A 13,231-nucleotide genomic window follows, 5' to 3' on the forward strand; every position below is an offset into this window, starting at 1 on the left:
AGCATTGTGTTGGGCAGATGGATACCGCCTAAGTCAATGAATTATCAAGAAGCAAGGTCCGGCGTATCAAAACTGGGATCAGCTTTACATAGGAACCAGGGATTAAGGAATGTCGTGAGGTCCTTGCCGTATGTCAGTGGCGTGCCGCCCGCAACTTCAACGGACCCGCCAGCTGCCAACAGGACGGCGTGGGCTGCAGCGGTATCCCACTCGCACGTAGGGCCCAGGCGCGGGTATAGATCCGCTTCGCCTGTGGCCAGAAGACAAAGCTTCAGGCTGGAGCCGATCGAAACATGGTCGGCGCTCGGGAAATGAGAAAGCCATGCTTCGAGTTCTTGCGACCGGTGCGATTTCGAAGCAACGATTGTCAGCTTATCGCCAATGCTGGGGCGTGTTGCAACGGGGCGTTCGTTCACCAATTCGCCATCCTCGACGTCTGCAATCCAGGCGCCTTGGCCAACATTGCCCCAATAAAGCTTGTTCATTGCTGGCGCGAGGACCAGGCCCATAACGGGGTTGCCGCCCTTTATCAGGCCGATGTTGACAGTGAAATCAGACCCTTTTTTTATGAACTCCTTGGTGCCGTCCAGTGGGTCGACCAGCCAGAAGGTGCCGCCAGAAATGTCAGGACATTTGCCTTCTGATTTTGCTTCCTCGCCGACAATCGGAATATCAGGGGCCAGTTCCTTCAGGGCAGCCTCGATGATTTCCTCGCCGCGACGGTCAGCTTCCGTGACCGGAGATTGATCGGCTTTTCCGTATACTTCGAAGTCCGAGTGATAGACCGCCATCACAGTTTCGCCCGCACGCAGGATGGTCGATTGAAGGGCTGGAATCATTGAGGCGAGGTCGTGCGACATGGGGATCCTTAAAAAATATGTGATTGGCCGCTTGGCGCTGGGCTTACAGTTGGCTATGGTTCTGCCATGATTGAGAAAAATCGCAAGTATTAATCGCGAGAAAAGCTGAAGCCGGGTGGGGTTTCACCATAGCGGAGGGGCATATGGCTAATATTGATTTTGCGGCGTTGTTGTGTTCGCGCCTTTGTCACGATCTTGTAAGCCCTGTCGGAGCGATAAACAACGGCTTGGAGGTGTTGCAGGACGAGCAGGAAGCCTCCATGCGGGAAGCCGTTTTGGACCTCATTGAAAAGTCAACGCGCCAAACAAGTAACAAGCTACAATTCTTCCGGCTTGCCTTCGGGGCAGGCGGTGGTTTTTCCGCTCAGTTGGATGTTCGCGAGTGTGAAAAAGCGATGCGCTCCTTTCTTTCAGGCAGTCGCGTTGATCTTGATTGGCAAGTGAATTTGGAAAGTGCGCCGAAAACCCTTGTTAAGGTGTTGCTGAATGTTGGTTTGGTGGTGTCAGAGTCACTTATTCGCGGCGGCAAGATGAAGCTGTCAACCGAGCAGTCAGGAAACACCGTTACCGTTTCTGTCGTAGGCGAGGGGCAAAGGGTGATTTTGCAAAAGCCGGTTCGGGAGGCGATGGAAGGCAACCTTGCTGAAGAGGATTTGGACCCTCGGGCTGCTCCAGCATTTCTTGCTTCTGCTGTTGCAAAAGAAACAGGTGGGAATATTGTGGTTGAAGCCATCGGGGAAACAAACATTGCAGTATCGGCAACCCTTGTTTTTCCAGCAGAAGCGAACGCGGAATAAAGAAAGTTTTACACGTTCTTAACTCTTTTTGGCCAAGGTGCAAGGAGTGGGATTTTGTGAGGGTTCGGTTTCAGTTGAACCTACATAGTGCCCCGCCAAAGTTGCCAGTTTGATTTAGCCGGACAGTGCCGAACACCCCTCCAGGGAAATTGGATATGGATGATCTATTAAACGAATTTCTTACCGAAACTGCGGAAAGCATCGACGTTGTAGATGTTGAGCTGGTGAAGCTGGAGCAGGATCCCAACAACAAAGAGGTGTTGGATAATATCTTTCGGCTTGTTCACACCATCAAGGGCACGTGTGGTTTCCTTGGTTTACCACGGCTTGAATCTGTCGCGCACTCGTCAGAAAACGTTCTCGGCAAGTTCCGAGATGGCGAGTTGGAGGTTTCCGAGCATGCCGTAACAGTCATCCTGGAGAGCCTTGACCGCATTAAGGAAATTCTAGCTGGACTTGAAGCGACCGAGGAAGAACCTGAGGGTGACGACAGCGAACTGATCGGCAGGCTTGATGCAATTGCAGAAGGGGCGCTGGCGCAGCAGCCTGACCCTGAACCTGACACGATCGAAGGGGAAATTGTCGACCCGGGCCTTGGGCGTCCACTCAAGCCCGGTGAGGTTTCGCTGGCGGAGCTCGAAGCGGCATTTGAAAACGCGCCTGGGCCAGAAGAATTAGCTGAGCCTGACATGCCGACATCAGAGCCGGCCGCAGCTTCTGCAAGCCAGGAAGGTGGCCTGTTTGACCGTATCGGTGGCGAAGACACGCTCGCCGTTGCCGCTCATCTGATTGCACAGCGCCTGGAAACCGATGAAAAACTAGCCAAATTCTTTGCGGGCACAACGGTGGAGCAGCGTAAGGGCCGCTTCATGGGCCTGATGCTTGCGCTGTTCAAAGATGACCTAGATGCAGCAGACAATGTTGGTCGCCAATTGGTGACGGTTGCTGGTTTCGCTGACGCCAACTTCGACCAGTTGCTGACGTTGATTAAGTCGGTCCTGGAAGAATGTCAGGTGAACGGGGACACCTGTGATGAAGCCGTGATGACTTTCGAACTGGTCCGTGAAGCCGTTGTGACTGCCGCCAAGGCAATTGCCAAGGCCGAGACCAATAAGGCAGGCACGTCTCAGGGCGCGCAACAGCAAAGCGGTGCCCGCGAGCAGAAAAAGGTTACTCAGTCCATTCGGGTTAGCGTGGACCTGCTTGAAGATCTGATGAACATGGTGTCAGAGCTGGTGCTGACCCGGAACCAGCTTCTGCAGATCACGCGCAACATGGAGAACTCCGAACTTGGTGTCCCGCTTCAGCGGTTGAGCCAGTGTACGACGGAACTCCAAGAGAATGTCATGAAAACCCGGATGCAGCCAATTGGCAACGCATGGGCCAAGCTTCCACGTATTGTTCGGGATTTGACGGTGGAACTGGACAAGAAGATCGACCTGGACATGCGTGGTGCCGACACTGAGCTGGACCGCCAGGTTCTGGAGTTGATCAAAGACCCGTTGACCCACATGGTGCGAAACTCGGCCGACCACGGCATTGAAACTCCAGCGGAGCGGATGGCTGCTGGCAAGCCCGAGAATGGCACAATCATCCTGAATGCTTACCATGAGGGCGGGCATATCATTATCGAGATCAAAGATGATGGTCGAGGCATTTCTGCAGCCAAGCTGAGCAACAAGATTTTGGAAAAGGGTCTCGCAACCCAAGCAGAACTGTCGGACATGTCCGATGCGCAGATCCAGAAGTTCATTTTCCACCCGGGCTTTTCCACTGCGGAAAAAATTACCAGCGTATCCGGCCGCGGTGTAGGTATGGACGTGGTTCGCTCAAACATCGAGAAAATCGGCGGCACGATCGACATGAATTCGGTGGAGGGCAAGGGTAGTACCTTCCAGATCAAAATTCCTCTCACGCTGGCCATTGTTGCTGGTCTTATTGTCAAGGCAGAGGAAGAGCGGTATGCGATCCCACAAATCAGCGTGCTGGAGCTGGTGCGTGCCTCACAGAATTCGGAACACAAGATCGAGACCATCAAGGATACGCCTGTTCTACGCCTGAGGAACAGGCTGCTTCCGCTTGTCTATCTCAATGAAATCCTTGGGTTTATGACCAGGGATGAGATCGATGCCCGCGAAAACGTGGATGACTTCATTGTCGTAACCCAGGTGGGAACCTTTACGTTCGGTATTGTAGTAGACCAGGTCTTTGATACAGAAGAGATTGTGGTCAAACCGGTTGCACCAATCCTCAAGGACCTGGAGATCTATTCCGGGAACACTATCCTCGGGGATGGCAGTGTTATCATGATCCTTGATCCCAATGGTATCGCATCGCTGGCGAACTCCGGTGTTGGTGATCACGAACATGAAGAGGCCGCTGCGGAGGATCTTGTGAAACGGTCCGTTGGCGATGAAAAAGAGAGCATGCTTGTCTTCCGGGCCGGCAGTGAGAATCCGAAAGCTGTACCACTTGCCTTGGTTGCCCGTTTGGAAGAAGTCGAGGTTGATACCATCGAGCTCTCCGACGGCAAGCATATGGTCCAGTATCGCGGTGCCTTGATGCCTCTCATTATGGCCCACCCTGAAATGAAGTTCCGTGAAGAAGGGCGTCAGCCGGTTCTCGTGTTCACGGATCGCGAGTATACGATGGGCCTCGCGGTCGACGAGATTCTCGATATTGTTGAAGAGGAACTCACGATCAAGCTTGCTTCCAACAAATCAGGTGTGGTTGGTTCCGCAATCATTAATGGCAAGGCTTCCGAAGTTATTGACGTTTCCTACTATCTCGGTTTGGCATTCGCAGACTGGCTGCGAAGCCGCGATCTTTCCGAAGACGTTGCACCCTCTGCTGGCGCCAAGGTGCTGCTGATCGATGATAGCGATTTTTTCCGTAACATGTTGCGCCCGGTATTGACTGTGGCCGGGTACCGTGTGCGGGCCGTGTCCAGTGCGGCTGCAGCCCTTGCACTTATGGAAGAGGGGGAAATGTTTGATTTGATCATATCCGACATTGAAATGCCGGATATGAACGGGTTTGATTTTGCGAAAGAGGTCAAGAAAGACAGCCGCTGGTCGGATACCGCGCTGGTCGCTCTTTCTTCGCTTGCGACAGAACGAGATATCAATCGTGGGCACGAAGCCGGCTTCGACGATTATATCGCCAAGTTTGACAAAGAAACGCTTCTGCGCAGCCTGGCTCAACAGCTGAAGATTAAGGGAGATGCAGCATGAGTGATCTTGTTGTCAGAGACGACCTGAGCCTTGTTGCCACAGGTACCCAGGATTTTGTCACTGTTCGTTTGGCTGGACAAACCCTGGGTATTCCGGTCCTCGGCGTGCATGATGTGTTGAACCCGCAAAAGATTACCAAGATTCCGTTGGCGCCAGAGTGGGTGTCTGGTGTTTTGAACTTGCGCGGGAAGATTGTGACGGCGATTGATCTCCGCCAGCGCCTAGGTCTGCCGCCACTTGAGCAGGGCAAGCAAAGCATGTCTGTTGTAGTGGAGCACAATGATGAGCCCTACAGCCTGCAAATTGATACGGTGGGCGAGGTTTTGTCCCTGGATGATCAGGACTTTGAACGAAACCCTGTCACGCTTGATCCCCGTTGGCGAGAAGTGAGTCGTGGGATCTATCGTCTAAAGAATGAATTGTTGCCTATTTTGGACGTAGATAAGCTTCTGCGCTTTGAAAGTAGCAACAAAGCTGCGTAAATACATGGAAACACCAAAACACTTGTCACCAATAGGGGTGGAGTTGGGAGACATTCGCAAATGAAACTATGTCTTGTCGTCGATGATTCAAAGGTAATCCGGAAGGTTGCCCGGCGCATTCTGGAAGAGCTGAACTTCGACATCGAAGAGGCAGTCGATGGCCAGGATGCCTTGGATGCCTGTGACCGAAACATGCCAGACGTGGTTCTTCTGGACTGGAACATGCCGGTCATGGATGGATTGGAATTTCTGAAAGCCATCCGGTCACGCGAAGGCGTCGAGCAGCCGATCGTTGTTTTCTGTACGACTGAAAACGATATGGCTCACATTCGTACGGCGATCGAAGCCGGTGCCAACGAATATATTATGAAGCCGTTCGATCGCGAAATCATCGAAGCGAAGTTTACGCAAGTCGGCTTAATGTAATTGAGGAAGAACGGGTGAGCTCAGCTGCCTCCAAATCTACGAATACTGCCTCGCAAAAAGGTGGCCCATATCGGGTGATGGTTGTCGATGACAGTGCCATCATTCGTGGCTTCCTTTGCCGCTATCTTTCCGAAGACCCTGATATCGAAGTGGTGACCACTGCGAACAATGGTGTTGTGGCACTTAGGCAATTGGCGACTAACGATATTGAGGTGGTGGTACTTGATATTGAGATGCCTGAAATGGATGGGCTAACCGCCTTGCCAAAGATGATCGATATGATCCCGGATTTGCAGGTTGTGATGGCATCAACATTGACGCGCAAAAATGCGGAAGTCAGCTTGCGATCCCTGCAGATGGGGGCAGTTGATTATGTACCAAAACCTGAAACAGCTCGTTCGGTAAACGCCAATATCGATTTTCGACGTGAGCTGGTCGACAAGGTTAAGGCATGGGCTTCACGGCGTCGCAAGAAAAGAGGCGAAGAGCTACCGCGTTCCGATGAGACAGGTCCTAGCGGTAGCCCAGTTGCGTCTGCATCAGGGCACGCCGCGAGGGTTGTGTCGCCGCGATCCTCAGGGGCTCCGGCAGGGTTTGTAACTGCGCGACGCCCAGCAGCGCCGGTTTCAGTTGCATCGGCTCGGCAAGCAACGGTTTCAGATCCGATCAAGGATGTCCCGACGGAAAAGGACATCAAGCTTCGTACCGGTTCGTTCAGGCGGCCAAAGATTTTGGTCGTCGGGTCTTCAACTGGTGGCCCGCAGGCTTTGATGAAATTCTTTTCTGGCTTCAAAAAGCCACCTGCTGTGCCGGTTTTGATCACGCAGCATATGCCAGCGACCTTTACAGCTATTCTTGCAGAACACCTGGGGCAGGCTACAGGCTGGCCTTCGCAGGAAGGCAGAGAAGGCATGCCGATCCGACCTGGCGAAATCTATGTCGCACCCGGCGGTAGGCATATGGAAGTTGCGAACGATGGTGGTACGATGAAGATCCGCTTGACGGATGAGCCGCCGGAGAATTTCTGTAGGCCAGCGGTCGATCCTTTGTTCCGGAGCGTTGCCGCACTGTATGGCGAAAATGTCCTGGCGGTCATTCTGACCGGTATGGGGCACGATGGTCTGAAAGGTTCCAGGGAGTTGACGCGCCAAGGCGCAACGGTATTGGCTCAGGACGAAGCATCCAGTGTTGTTTGGGGTATGCCTGGTGCCGTCGCAACAGCAGGGCTTTGTACAGAAGTTCTTCCCGTTCTTGAACTTGGAGCGGCAACAGCCACACGATTGCAAGGAGGCGTCGGTTGAAAACGGAAGATTTTGAATTCCTTGCCGGGCTGTTGAAAGAGCGTTCAGGCCTGATGCTTACGCCAGACAAGGTCTACTTGTTGGAAAGCAGGCTGACACCCTTGGCGCGGAAGCGTGGCCTGGATACGCTTGATGCTCTGGTGCAGAAATTACGTCTGAGCAGGGACGAGGCGCTATGCGTGGATGTGACTGAAGCAATGACGACGAATGAGTCGTTCTTCTTCCGGGACAACACCCCTTTTGATCTGTTCAAAAATCACGTGCTGCCCGCAATGGAAAAGTCGCGTGGGGGGCAAAAGCGCCTGCGTATCTGGTGTGCGGCAGCGTCTACTGGCCAGGAGCCTTATTCGCTGGCGATTTTGCTACGCGAAAACTGGATGAAATGGCAGAACTGGAAGATCGAGATTATCGGTACCGATATCTGCACCCAGGTTCTGGAAAAGGCAAAAGCCGGGACATATAGCCAGTTTGAGGTTCAGCGGGGCCTGCCCATCCAGATGCTGATCAAGTATTTCACCCAGGAAGGCGATACCTGGCAGCTTAATAATGACATTCGCAATATGGTGACCTTCCGGTCCTTTAATCTGTTGAACAATTTTATCGGGCTTGGGTCCTTTGATGTGATCTATTGCCGGAACGTTCTAATTTATTTTGACCAGAATACGAAGAAGCAAGTTCTGGAACGCATGCGGAAGGTTTTGTCGGATGACGGCACCTTGTTCCTTGGGGCAGCAGAAACCGTCCTTGGTATTACCGATGCCTTCAGGCCTGTGCGAGGCCAGCGCGGCATGTATGTGCCCAGCGATGGGTCGGCGGAAAAGCTCATGGGGCTTGGCTAAGACCAAAAGAAAAGGCGGCACCGGTGCCGCCTTTTACCTTTTATAGATTGCTGTGGATTGGTTAGCTAGCAGCGGCTTCCGTCTCTTCAGAAGGATTCCGCAGCACATAGCCTCGACCCCAGACGGTCTCGATATAGTTTTCTCCGTCGGACGCTGCGGCCAGCTTCTTCCGCAATTTGCAGATAAAGACGTCGATAATTTTCAGCTCAGGCTCATCAATACCGCCATATAGGTGGTTCAGGAACATTTCTTTGGTCAAGGTACTGCCCTTCCGTAAAGACAGCAACTCAAGCATTGCATATTCCTTGCCGGTCAGATGAACGCGCTGATTATCAACTTCAACTGTTTTAGTGTCCAGGTTGACGGCCAATTTACCGGTCTTGATGATCGACTGCGAATGGCCCTTGGAGCGCCGAACGATCGCATGAATACGGGCGACCATCTCTTCCTTGTGGAAAGGCTTGGTCATATAGTCGTCAGCGCCAAACCCAAGCCCCTTGACCTTGTTTTCCATCTCAGTAAGGCCAGACAGGATTAGAATAGGTGTGTTGACCTTGGCTGTCCGAAGCTTTTTCAAGACATCATAGCCATGCATGTCGGGCAGGTTCAGGTCGAGGAGGATAATGTCATAGTCATAGAGTTTGCCCAAATCCAGACCCTCTTCGCCCAGATCGGTGCTATAGACATTAAACCCTTCCGCATTGAGCATCAATTCGATGCTGCGGGTCATAGTTGGGTCATCTTCGATTAGAAGAACACGCATAATTATTCCCCATGGATTCTAGAGGGAAGACGATTGCCAGGATCGCGCATTCCCCCAAATTCTTCCTGTTGAAACACTTCCGGGAACCCAAAAATACGGCGACCCCATCCCCGGATGGCGCATGTTTCTATGGTTAATGTTAACGAAGGTTAACGAATTGTCCAAGAAAAATCGAGTGAAGTGCAAAGAGGTTTGACTAGTTAACCATGGGCTTTTACCAATCTTTAAAGTGATTGAGCCATTATAATCGCTGCCAGTTGAGAGAACTGCCATAGACTAGGGGTAGTCTGGCCAGATGGGCTATCAGGCAGTTGGGGTTACACGAGGGACAATGCGCAGTCTAATTCAGGAAATTGAGCGAGTTCAGACCGAACGTCGTTATGGACGTGTTACTGGTGTTCGCGGCCTGTTGGTGGAGCTGGCAGGTATCGGGCAGCATATCTCGATTGGGTCGCGGCTTGAGGTAGAGACCCGTAGTTACCGCAAGGTTCCTGTTGAAGTTGTCGGCTTTCGCCATGAGACAGCACTGGCCATGCCATTTGATGCCCTGGAAGGTGTTGGTGTTGGCTGCCGTGCAGTCCTGACCCAAAGCGAACCGGTCGTCTTCCCGTCAAAAGCATGGCTCGGCCGTGTTGTGAACGCGCTGGGCGAACCGATCGACGGTAAAGGGCCAATCCAGCATGGCACCCGGCCTTCGCTGCTCAGAGGAAGCCCGCCACCGGCGCATAGCCGGCAACGTGTGGGCGGTAAAGTTGATGTAGGCGTCAGGGCACTGAATACCTTTATCACCTGTTGTCGCGGTCAGCGACTTGGCATCTTTGCCGGGTCAGGCGTCGGTAAATCAGTTCTTCTGTCGATGGTTGCGCGGCATTCTTCCGCAGATGTCAGCATTATCGGCCTGATTGGTGAACGGGGGCGTGAAGTACAGGAGTTTATCGAGGACGATTTGGGTGAAGATGGCCTGGCAAAATCTGTTGTTGTTGTAGCGACATCTGATGAATCGGCTTTAATGCGCCGTCAGGCAGCTCATCTTACCATGACCCTGGCAGAATATTTCCGCGATGGCGGGGCCGAAGTGATGTGTATGATGGACAGCGTCACTCGCTTTGCAATGGCACAGCGTGAAATCGGCCTGGCCGGTGGCGAGCCGCCCACCAGCAAGGGTTATACTCCAACTGTGTTTACCGAATTGCCAAAGCTGCTTGAGCGTGCAGGGCCCGGGCCTCGGGGCTCTGGAAATGTGACAGGATTGTTTTCTGTGCTTGTTGAAGGTGATGACCACAACGAACCGGTCGCGGATGCCGTTAGGGGTATTCTGGATGGCCACATCATTATGGAACGGGCCATTGCCGAGCGCGGGCGGTTTCCCGCAATTAATGTCCTGAAGTCGATTTCCAGGACCATGCCGCGCTGTAACTCTGACGACGAAAACTTGATCGTGCGTGAAGCAAAAAAATTCATGTCCACGTATGCGGATATGGAAGAAATGATCCGATTGGGGGCATACCGGCGGGGAAGCAACCCTGATGTCGACGCAGCAATCGGATATCATGATTCCTTTGAAGAGTTTCTAAGCCAATGGAAAGACGACAAGACGTCACTTGCTGACGGCTATCTTCAGCTTAAGCAAATTCTCGAAACAGGACCCGCGCAACTGAACCTGTCCGGCGCAGCATAAAGGATAGCTGTGAGCAAACTGGCAAATATTATTAGGCTGAGAAAGTGGGAGCTGGATGAAAAGCGTCGGCGCCTAGCTGACCTCCAGGGCGAGCGGGAAGAAATAGTCTCAGCTATTGATGCCATGGAAGCGGAGGTAATCGAGCAGTCTCGCAACAGTGGGCTGGAAGTTTCGGCAGTGGCCATAGGTGCTTACATGGAAGGTGTTCGGATTCGTCAGGATCAGCTTTCCCAAATGTTGGCTGCAAAAGAACGGGAAGTCAGCAAGCATCAGGATATTGTGGCTGAGGGGTTTCGCGAGCTAAAGACCTTCGAGATTGCACAAAGCCGGGAAAAAGCCAGGGTCGTTGCAGCCGAAGCTAAAGTGGAACAGGATGCTTTTGACGAACTCGGGATTCAGAACCATGCGCGGGAGGAAGCTCTGGCTGATCCGCGCTATGTCAACATGCGCCGAAGATAAGCTTTTCCCTGAAGAGCCATCCTGAAATTCCCAGTAGAATCATTTTCTTACGTCACTGTTTCTGGTATTAGGAAAGGAACAGGGGAGAAAATGATGAGCCTTTCGGATCAGGCAATATTGGAACAGCTGCAAGCGCTGGACCGGATGCATCACCTGCATCCCTTTACCGACCCCCAAGCAGTGAAGAAGGCCGCCCCATTCGTAATTGAGCAGGCCAAAGGTGCGTATATCACCGGGCAAGAAATACGGCTGCTTGATGCCATGGCCGGGCTAGGTTGTGTAAATATCGGGTATGGCCGGGAAGAAATGGCTGACGTCGCAGCCGAAGCGATCCGAACGCTCAGCTATTATCATAGCTTTTCAGCTGTTTCTAACCCTTATGCTGCTGCGCTTGCGGGTAAAATTGCGGCGCTTGCTCCAGGTGACCTGAACAAGGTTTTTTTCGCTAACTCAGGTTCCGAGGCTAATGAGACCCTGATGAAGCTGGCGTATCTCTATTGGCGGCGGAAGGGGAGGCCCAACAAGCGTATCCTCATTTCGCGAGAATATTCCTATCACGGCAGCACATTGGCGACCACGCGGTTGAACGGCAACAGGCCAATGATTGAGGACTTCGGTCTCGATGGCGGTGCGGATGTCATCAAAGCAATCTCACCCTTCTGGTACCGTTGCGGTGGCGACCTGGAGCCAGAAGAGTTTGGCGTTCACGCAGCGAAAGAGATTGAAAAAAAGATTTTAGCTGCCGGCGCCGACAATGTTGCCGCCGTGATTGCAGAGCCTGTTCAAGGCACGATGGGCGCCGTCGTGCCGCCCCAGAGCTATTGGCCAGAGGTCGCCCGCATATGCAAGGAGCATGATGTCCTTTTAATCGCTGACGAAGTGGTGACTGGTTTTGGCCGGACGGGAAACTGGTTTGCGCAGGAAACCTTTGGTTTCCAGGCTGACATGATGACCCTGGCAAAAGGTCTGTCTTCCGGGTATGCGCCCATTTCGGCATCCGTGGTATCAGATGAGATCGCTGACGTTATTGAAGGGCAGAGCGGCGTACTACAGCATGGTTTCACCACGTCAGGGCACCCCTTGGCATCTGCATTGGCACTTAAGAATATCGAAATTATCGGAACCGAAGACCATGTTACGAGGGTGCGGACGGATATCGGCCCATACTTTGCTAAGGCACTGAAATCACTTGAAGATCATCCCCTTGTCGGGGAGGTGCGTGTATCTGGCCTGATCGCAGGCATAGAGCTGGCGAAGGATAAGGAAACCAGAGAGCAATACCCATTGGAGGCAAACATATGTAACCATGTTAGCCAGATGGCATTGGTTCGAGGTTTGATCGTTCGACCTGCAGGTAATGTCGTGGTTTTATGTCCGCCTTTCGTTATCACCCACGCAGAGATCGACTTTATGGTCGGTGTTATGCGGGATGCCCTTGATGAAACCTATAAGGCCATTCATCAGTCTTAGGGTTTCACGGGTTGCGCTTGTGCCGTTTTGCCGCGGCTCCAGGCGACCAGCAAGTTGCCGCCCATCACTAGCGCAAGGCCGACAAAAGCATACATATTCCAGATGTATCCTTCGAACACCGTCGAAATAAGAAGGGCAATCACCGGCGTTAGTACGCTCATGTATGCAGCACGGCCAATACCAATTTGTTCAATCAGCCAGATATACATAGAAAAGGCGATTACTGTACCAACAATGGCTAGATATAGCAGTGACCCTACATAGGACACTGTTGGGTCAAATCCCGCTGGCTTGCCGCTATACAAGGCATAAATGACATTGAATAGCGCGCCATAACCCAATGCCCAGGCGTTGAAAGAAAACAAGGGCATCTGCCGCGAGCCACTCGTTCCCGCAAAAGTGTTGCCGAATGAGCAAACAATCGCTGCGCCAAGGCACAAGAGCAGGCCGCGAAAGGCCTCATCATCCAAAGTGAAGCTGTCAATTTCCGGTTTGAAAATAAGGACTAGGCCGAGGATGCCGAGCAAGGCTGCAACCAGTGCGCTGGGCTTTATCGTGTTTCCCAGAAATAGCCGCCCATTGATAATATTCAGGAAGGAAAGCAGCGCAAACGTGATAGCTACAAGTCCGGAAGTGAGATATTCAGCGCCGCTATATGTCAGCACGTAGGTCGCAGAAAACAGAAATAAGCCGGTACACGCTGGCCACAGGTGCTGGTGCAGCGGGAACCTTAATCGTTCCTTCCTAATCAGGCAGACGAGGAAGAGCGTGCTTGAAGCGATGCCAAAGCGGTAAACAAGCGACCATTCCTTAGGAACGACACCGAGCTGTAGCTCAATCGCGTACCAGGTAGACCCCCAAATCAATACACAACCAATAAATGCCAATGTTACGCGCACATCAGTACCCCTAAAAGAACCTTA

Annotated in this window: 12 protein-coding genes; 9 read left to right on the forward strand and 3 right to left on the reverse strand. The window is 52.5% G+C overall.

Annotation, left to right across the window (positions count from 1 at the left end; genetic code table 11):
• Window positions 1-44: 44 nt before the first annotated feature.
• The gene (gene cysQ, locus KORLAC_RS03385) at window positions 45-860 is read right to left on the reverse strand and encodes a 3'(2'),5'-bisphosphate nucleotidase CysQ (protein WP_068302983.1); all 816 of its coding nucleotides are present in this window, start codon (window positions 858-860) and stop codon (window positions 45-47) included.
• A 143-nt stretch (window positions 861-1,003) separates the two neighbouring features.
• On the opposite strand from cysQ, the gene KORLAC_RS03390 reads away from it, so the two are divergent.
• The 6 genes from KORLAC_RS03390 to KORLAC_RS03415 all read left to right on the forward strand — a co-directional run bounded on the left by KORLAC_RS03390 (window position 1,004) and on the right by KORLAC_RS03415 (window position 7,938).
• Window positions 1,004-1,657, forward strand: a complete 654-nt coding sequence (locus KORLAC_RS03390) for a histidine phosphotransferase family protein (RefSeq protein ID WP_068302986.1) — start codon at window positions 1,004-1,006, stop codon at window positions 1,655-1,657.
• A gap of 155 nt (window positions 1,658-1,812) precedes the next feature.
• A complete protein-coding gene (locus tag KORLAC_RS03395) occupies window positions 1,813-4,890 on the forward strand; it encodes a chemotaxis protein CheW (protein WP_068302989.1) in 3,078 nt (1,025 codons plus the stop codon).
• Window positions 4,887-5,372: a chemotaxis protein CheW gene (locus KORLAC_RS03400; RefSeq protein WP_068302992.1), complete on the forward strand. Its 486-nt coding sequence runs from the start codon at window positions 4,887-4,889 to the stop codon at window positions 5,370-5,372. Before KORLAC_RS03395 ends, KORLAC_RS03400 begins: the two co-directional genes overlap by 4 nt.
• A 60-nt stretch (window positions 5,373-5,432) precedes the next feature.
• A complete protein-coding gene (locus tag KORLAC_RS03405; protein WP_068302995.1) occupies window positions 5,433-5,798 on the forward strand; it encodes a response regulator in 366 nt (121 codons plus the stop codon).
• Window positions 5,799-5,875: 77 nt separating this feature from the next.
• Window positions 5,876-7,099 (forward strand): protein-glutamate methylesterase/protein-glutamine glutaminase, encoded by a 1,224-nt coding sequence (locus KORLAC_RS03410; protein ID WP_068303171.1) that lies wholly within the window; start codon window positions 5,876-5,878, stop codon window positions 7,097-7,099.
• The gene (locus tag KORLAC_RS03415) at window positions 7,096-7,938 is read left to right on the forward strand and encodes a CheR family methyltransferase (protein WP_074519363.1); all 843 of its coding nucleotides are present in this window, start codon (window positions 7,096-7,098) and stop codon (window positions 7,936-7,938) included. Before KORLAC_RS03410 ends, KORLAC_RS03415 begins: the two co-directional genes overlap by 4 nt.
• A 61-nt stretch (window positions 7,939-7,999) precedes the next feature.
• On the opposite strand, the gene ctrA is transcribed toward KORLAC_RS03415, so the two are convergent.
• A complete protein-coding gene (gene ctrA / locus KORLAC_RS03420) occupies window positions 8,000-8,701 on the reverse strand; it encodes a response regulator transcription factor CtrA (RefSeq protein ID WP_068303000.1) in 702 nt (233 codons plus the stop codon).
• 331 nt (window positions 8,702-9,032) lie between these two features.
• On the opposite strand from ctrA, the gene fliI reads away from it, so the two are divergent.
• The 3 genes from fliI to KORLAC_RS03435 all read left to right on the forward strand — a co-directional run bounded on the left by fliI (window position 9,033) and on the right by KORLAC_RS03435 (window position 12,308).
• Entirely contained in the window at window positions 9,033-10,379 is a 1,347-nt protein-coding gene (gene fliI / locus KORLAC_RS03425) for a flagellar protein export ATPase FliI (RefSeq protein ID WP_068303003.1), read from the forward strand.
• A 9-nt stretch (window positions 10,380-10,388) separates the two neighbouring features.
• Window positions 10,389-10,838, forward strand: a complete 450-nt coding sequence (locus KORLAC_RS03430) for a flagellar export protein FliJ (protein WP_068303006.1) — start codon at window positions 10,389-10,391, stop codon at window positions 10,836-10,838.
• A gap of 90 nt (window positions 10,839-10,928) precedes the next feature.
• Window positions 10,929-12,308, forward strand: coding sequence for an aminotransferase (locus tag KORLAC_RS03435; RefSeq protein ID WP_074519364.1), 1,380 nt, complete (start codon window positions 10,929-10,931; stop codon window positions 12,306-12,308).
• Here KORLAC_RS03435 and KORLAC_RS03440 read toward each other — a convergent pair.
• Window positions 12,305-13,207 (reverse strand): DMT family transporter, encoded by a 903-nt coding sequence (locus KORLAC_RS03440; protein WP_068303014.1) that lies wholly within the window; start codon window positions 13,205-13,207, stop codon window positions 12,305-12,307. The two genes, KORLAC_RS03435 and KORLAC_RS03440, sit on opposite strands and share 4 nt — an antisense overlap.
• Window positions 13,208-13,231: the final 24 nt, after the last annotated feature.

This window comes from Kordiimonas lacus, assembly GCF_001550055.1.
Classification (GTDB): domain Bacteria; phylum Pseudomonadota; class Alphaproteobacteria; order Sphingomonadales; family Kordiimonadaceae; genus Kordiimonas; species Kordiimonas lacus.

What these genes read in the sequence shown, in the direction of transcription:
- cysQ (WP_068302983.1), bottom strand. Translation starts at nt 860, where the DNA reads ATGTCGCACGACCTCGCCTCAATGATTCCAGCCCTTCAATCGACCATC.
- KORLAC_RS03390 (WP_068302986.1), top strand. Translation starts at nt 1,004, where the DNA reads ATGGCTAATATTGATTTTGCGGCGTTGTTGTGTTCGCGCCTTTGTCAC.
- KORLAC_RS03395 (WP_068302989.1), top strand. Translation starts at nt 1,813, where the DNA reads ATGGATGATCTATTAAACGAATTTCTTACCGAAACTGCGGAAAGCATC.
- KORLAC_RS03400 (WP_068302992.1), top strand. Translation starts at nt 4,887, where the DNA reads ATGAGTGATCTTGTTGTCAGAGACGACCTGAGCCTTGTTGCCACAGGT.
- KORLAC_RS03405 (WP_068302995.1), top strand. Translation starts at nt 5,433, where the DNA reads ATGAAACTATGTCTTGTCGTCGATGATTCAAAGGTAATCCGGAAGGTT.
- KORLAC_RS03410 (WP_068303171.1), top strand. Translation starts at nt 5,876, where the DNA reads ATGGTTGTCGATGACAGTGCCATCATTCGTGGCTTCCTTTGCCGCTAT.
- ctrA (WP_068303000.1), bottom strand. Translation starts at nt 8,701, where the DNA reads ATGCGTGTTCTTCTAATCGAAGATGACCCAACTATGACCCGCAGCATC.
- fliI (WP_068303003.1), top strand. Translation starts at nt 9,033, where the DNA reads ATGCGCAGTCTAATTCAGGAAATTGAGCGAGTTCAGACCGAACGTCGT.
- KORLAC_RS03435 (WP_074519364.1), top strand. Translation starts at nt 10,929, where the DNA reads ATGATGAGCCTTTCGGATCAGGCAATATTGGAACAGCTGCAAGCGCTG.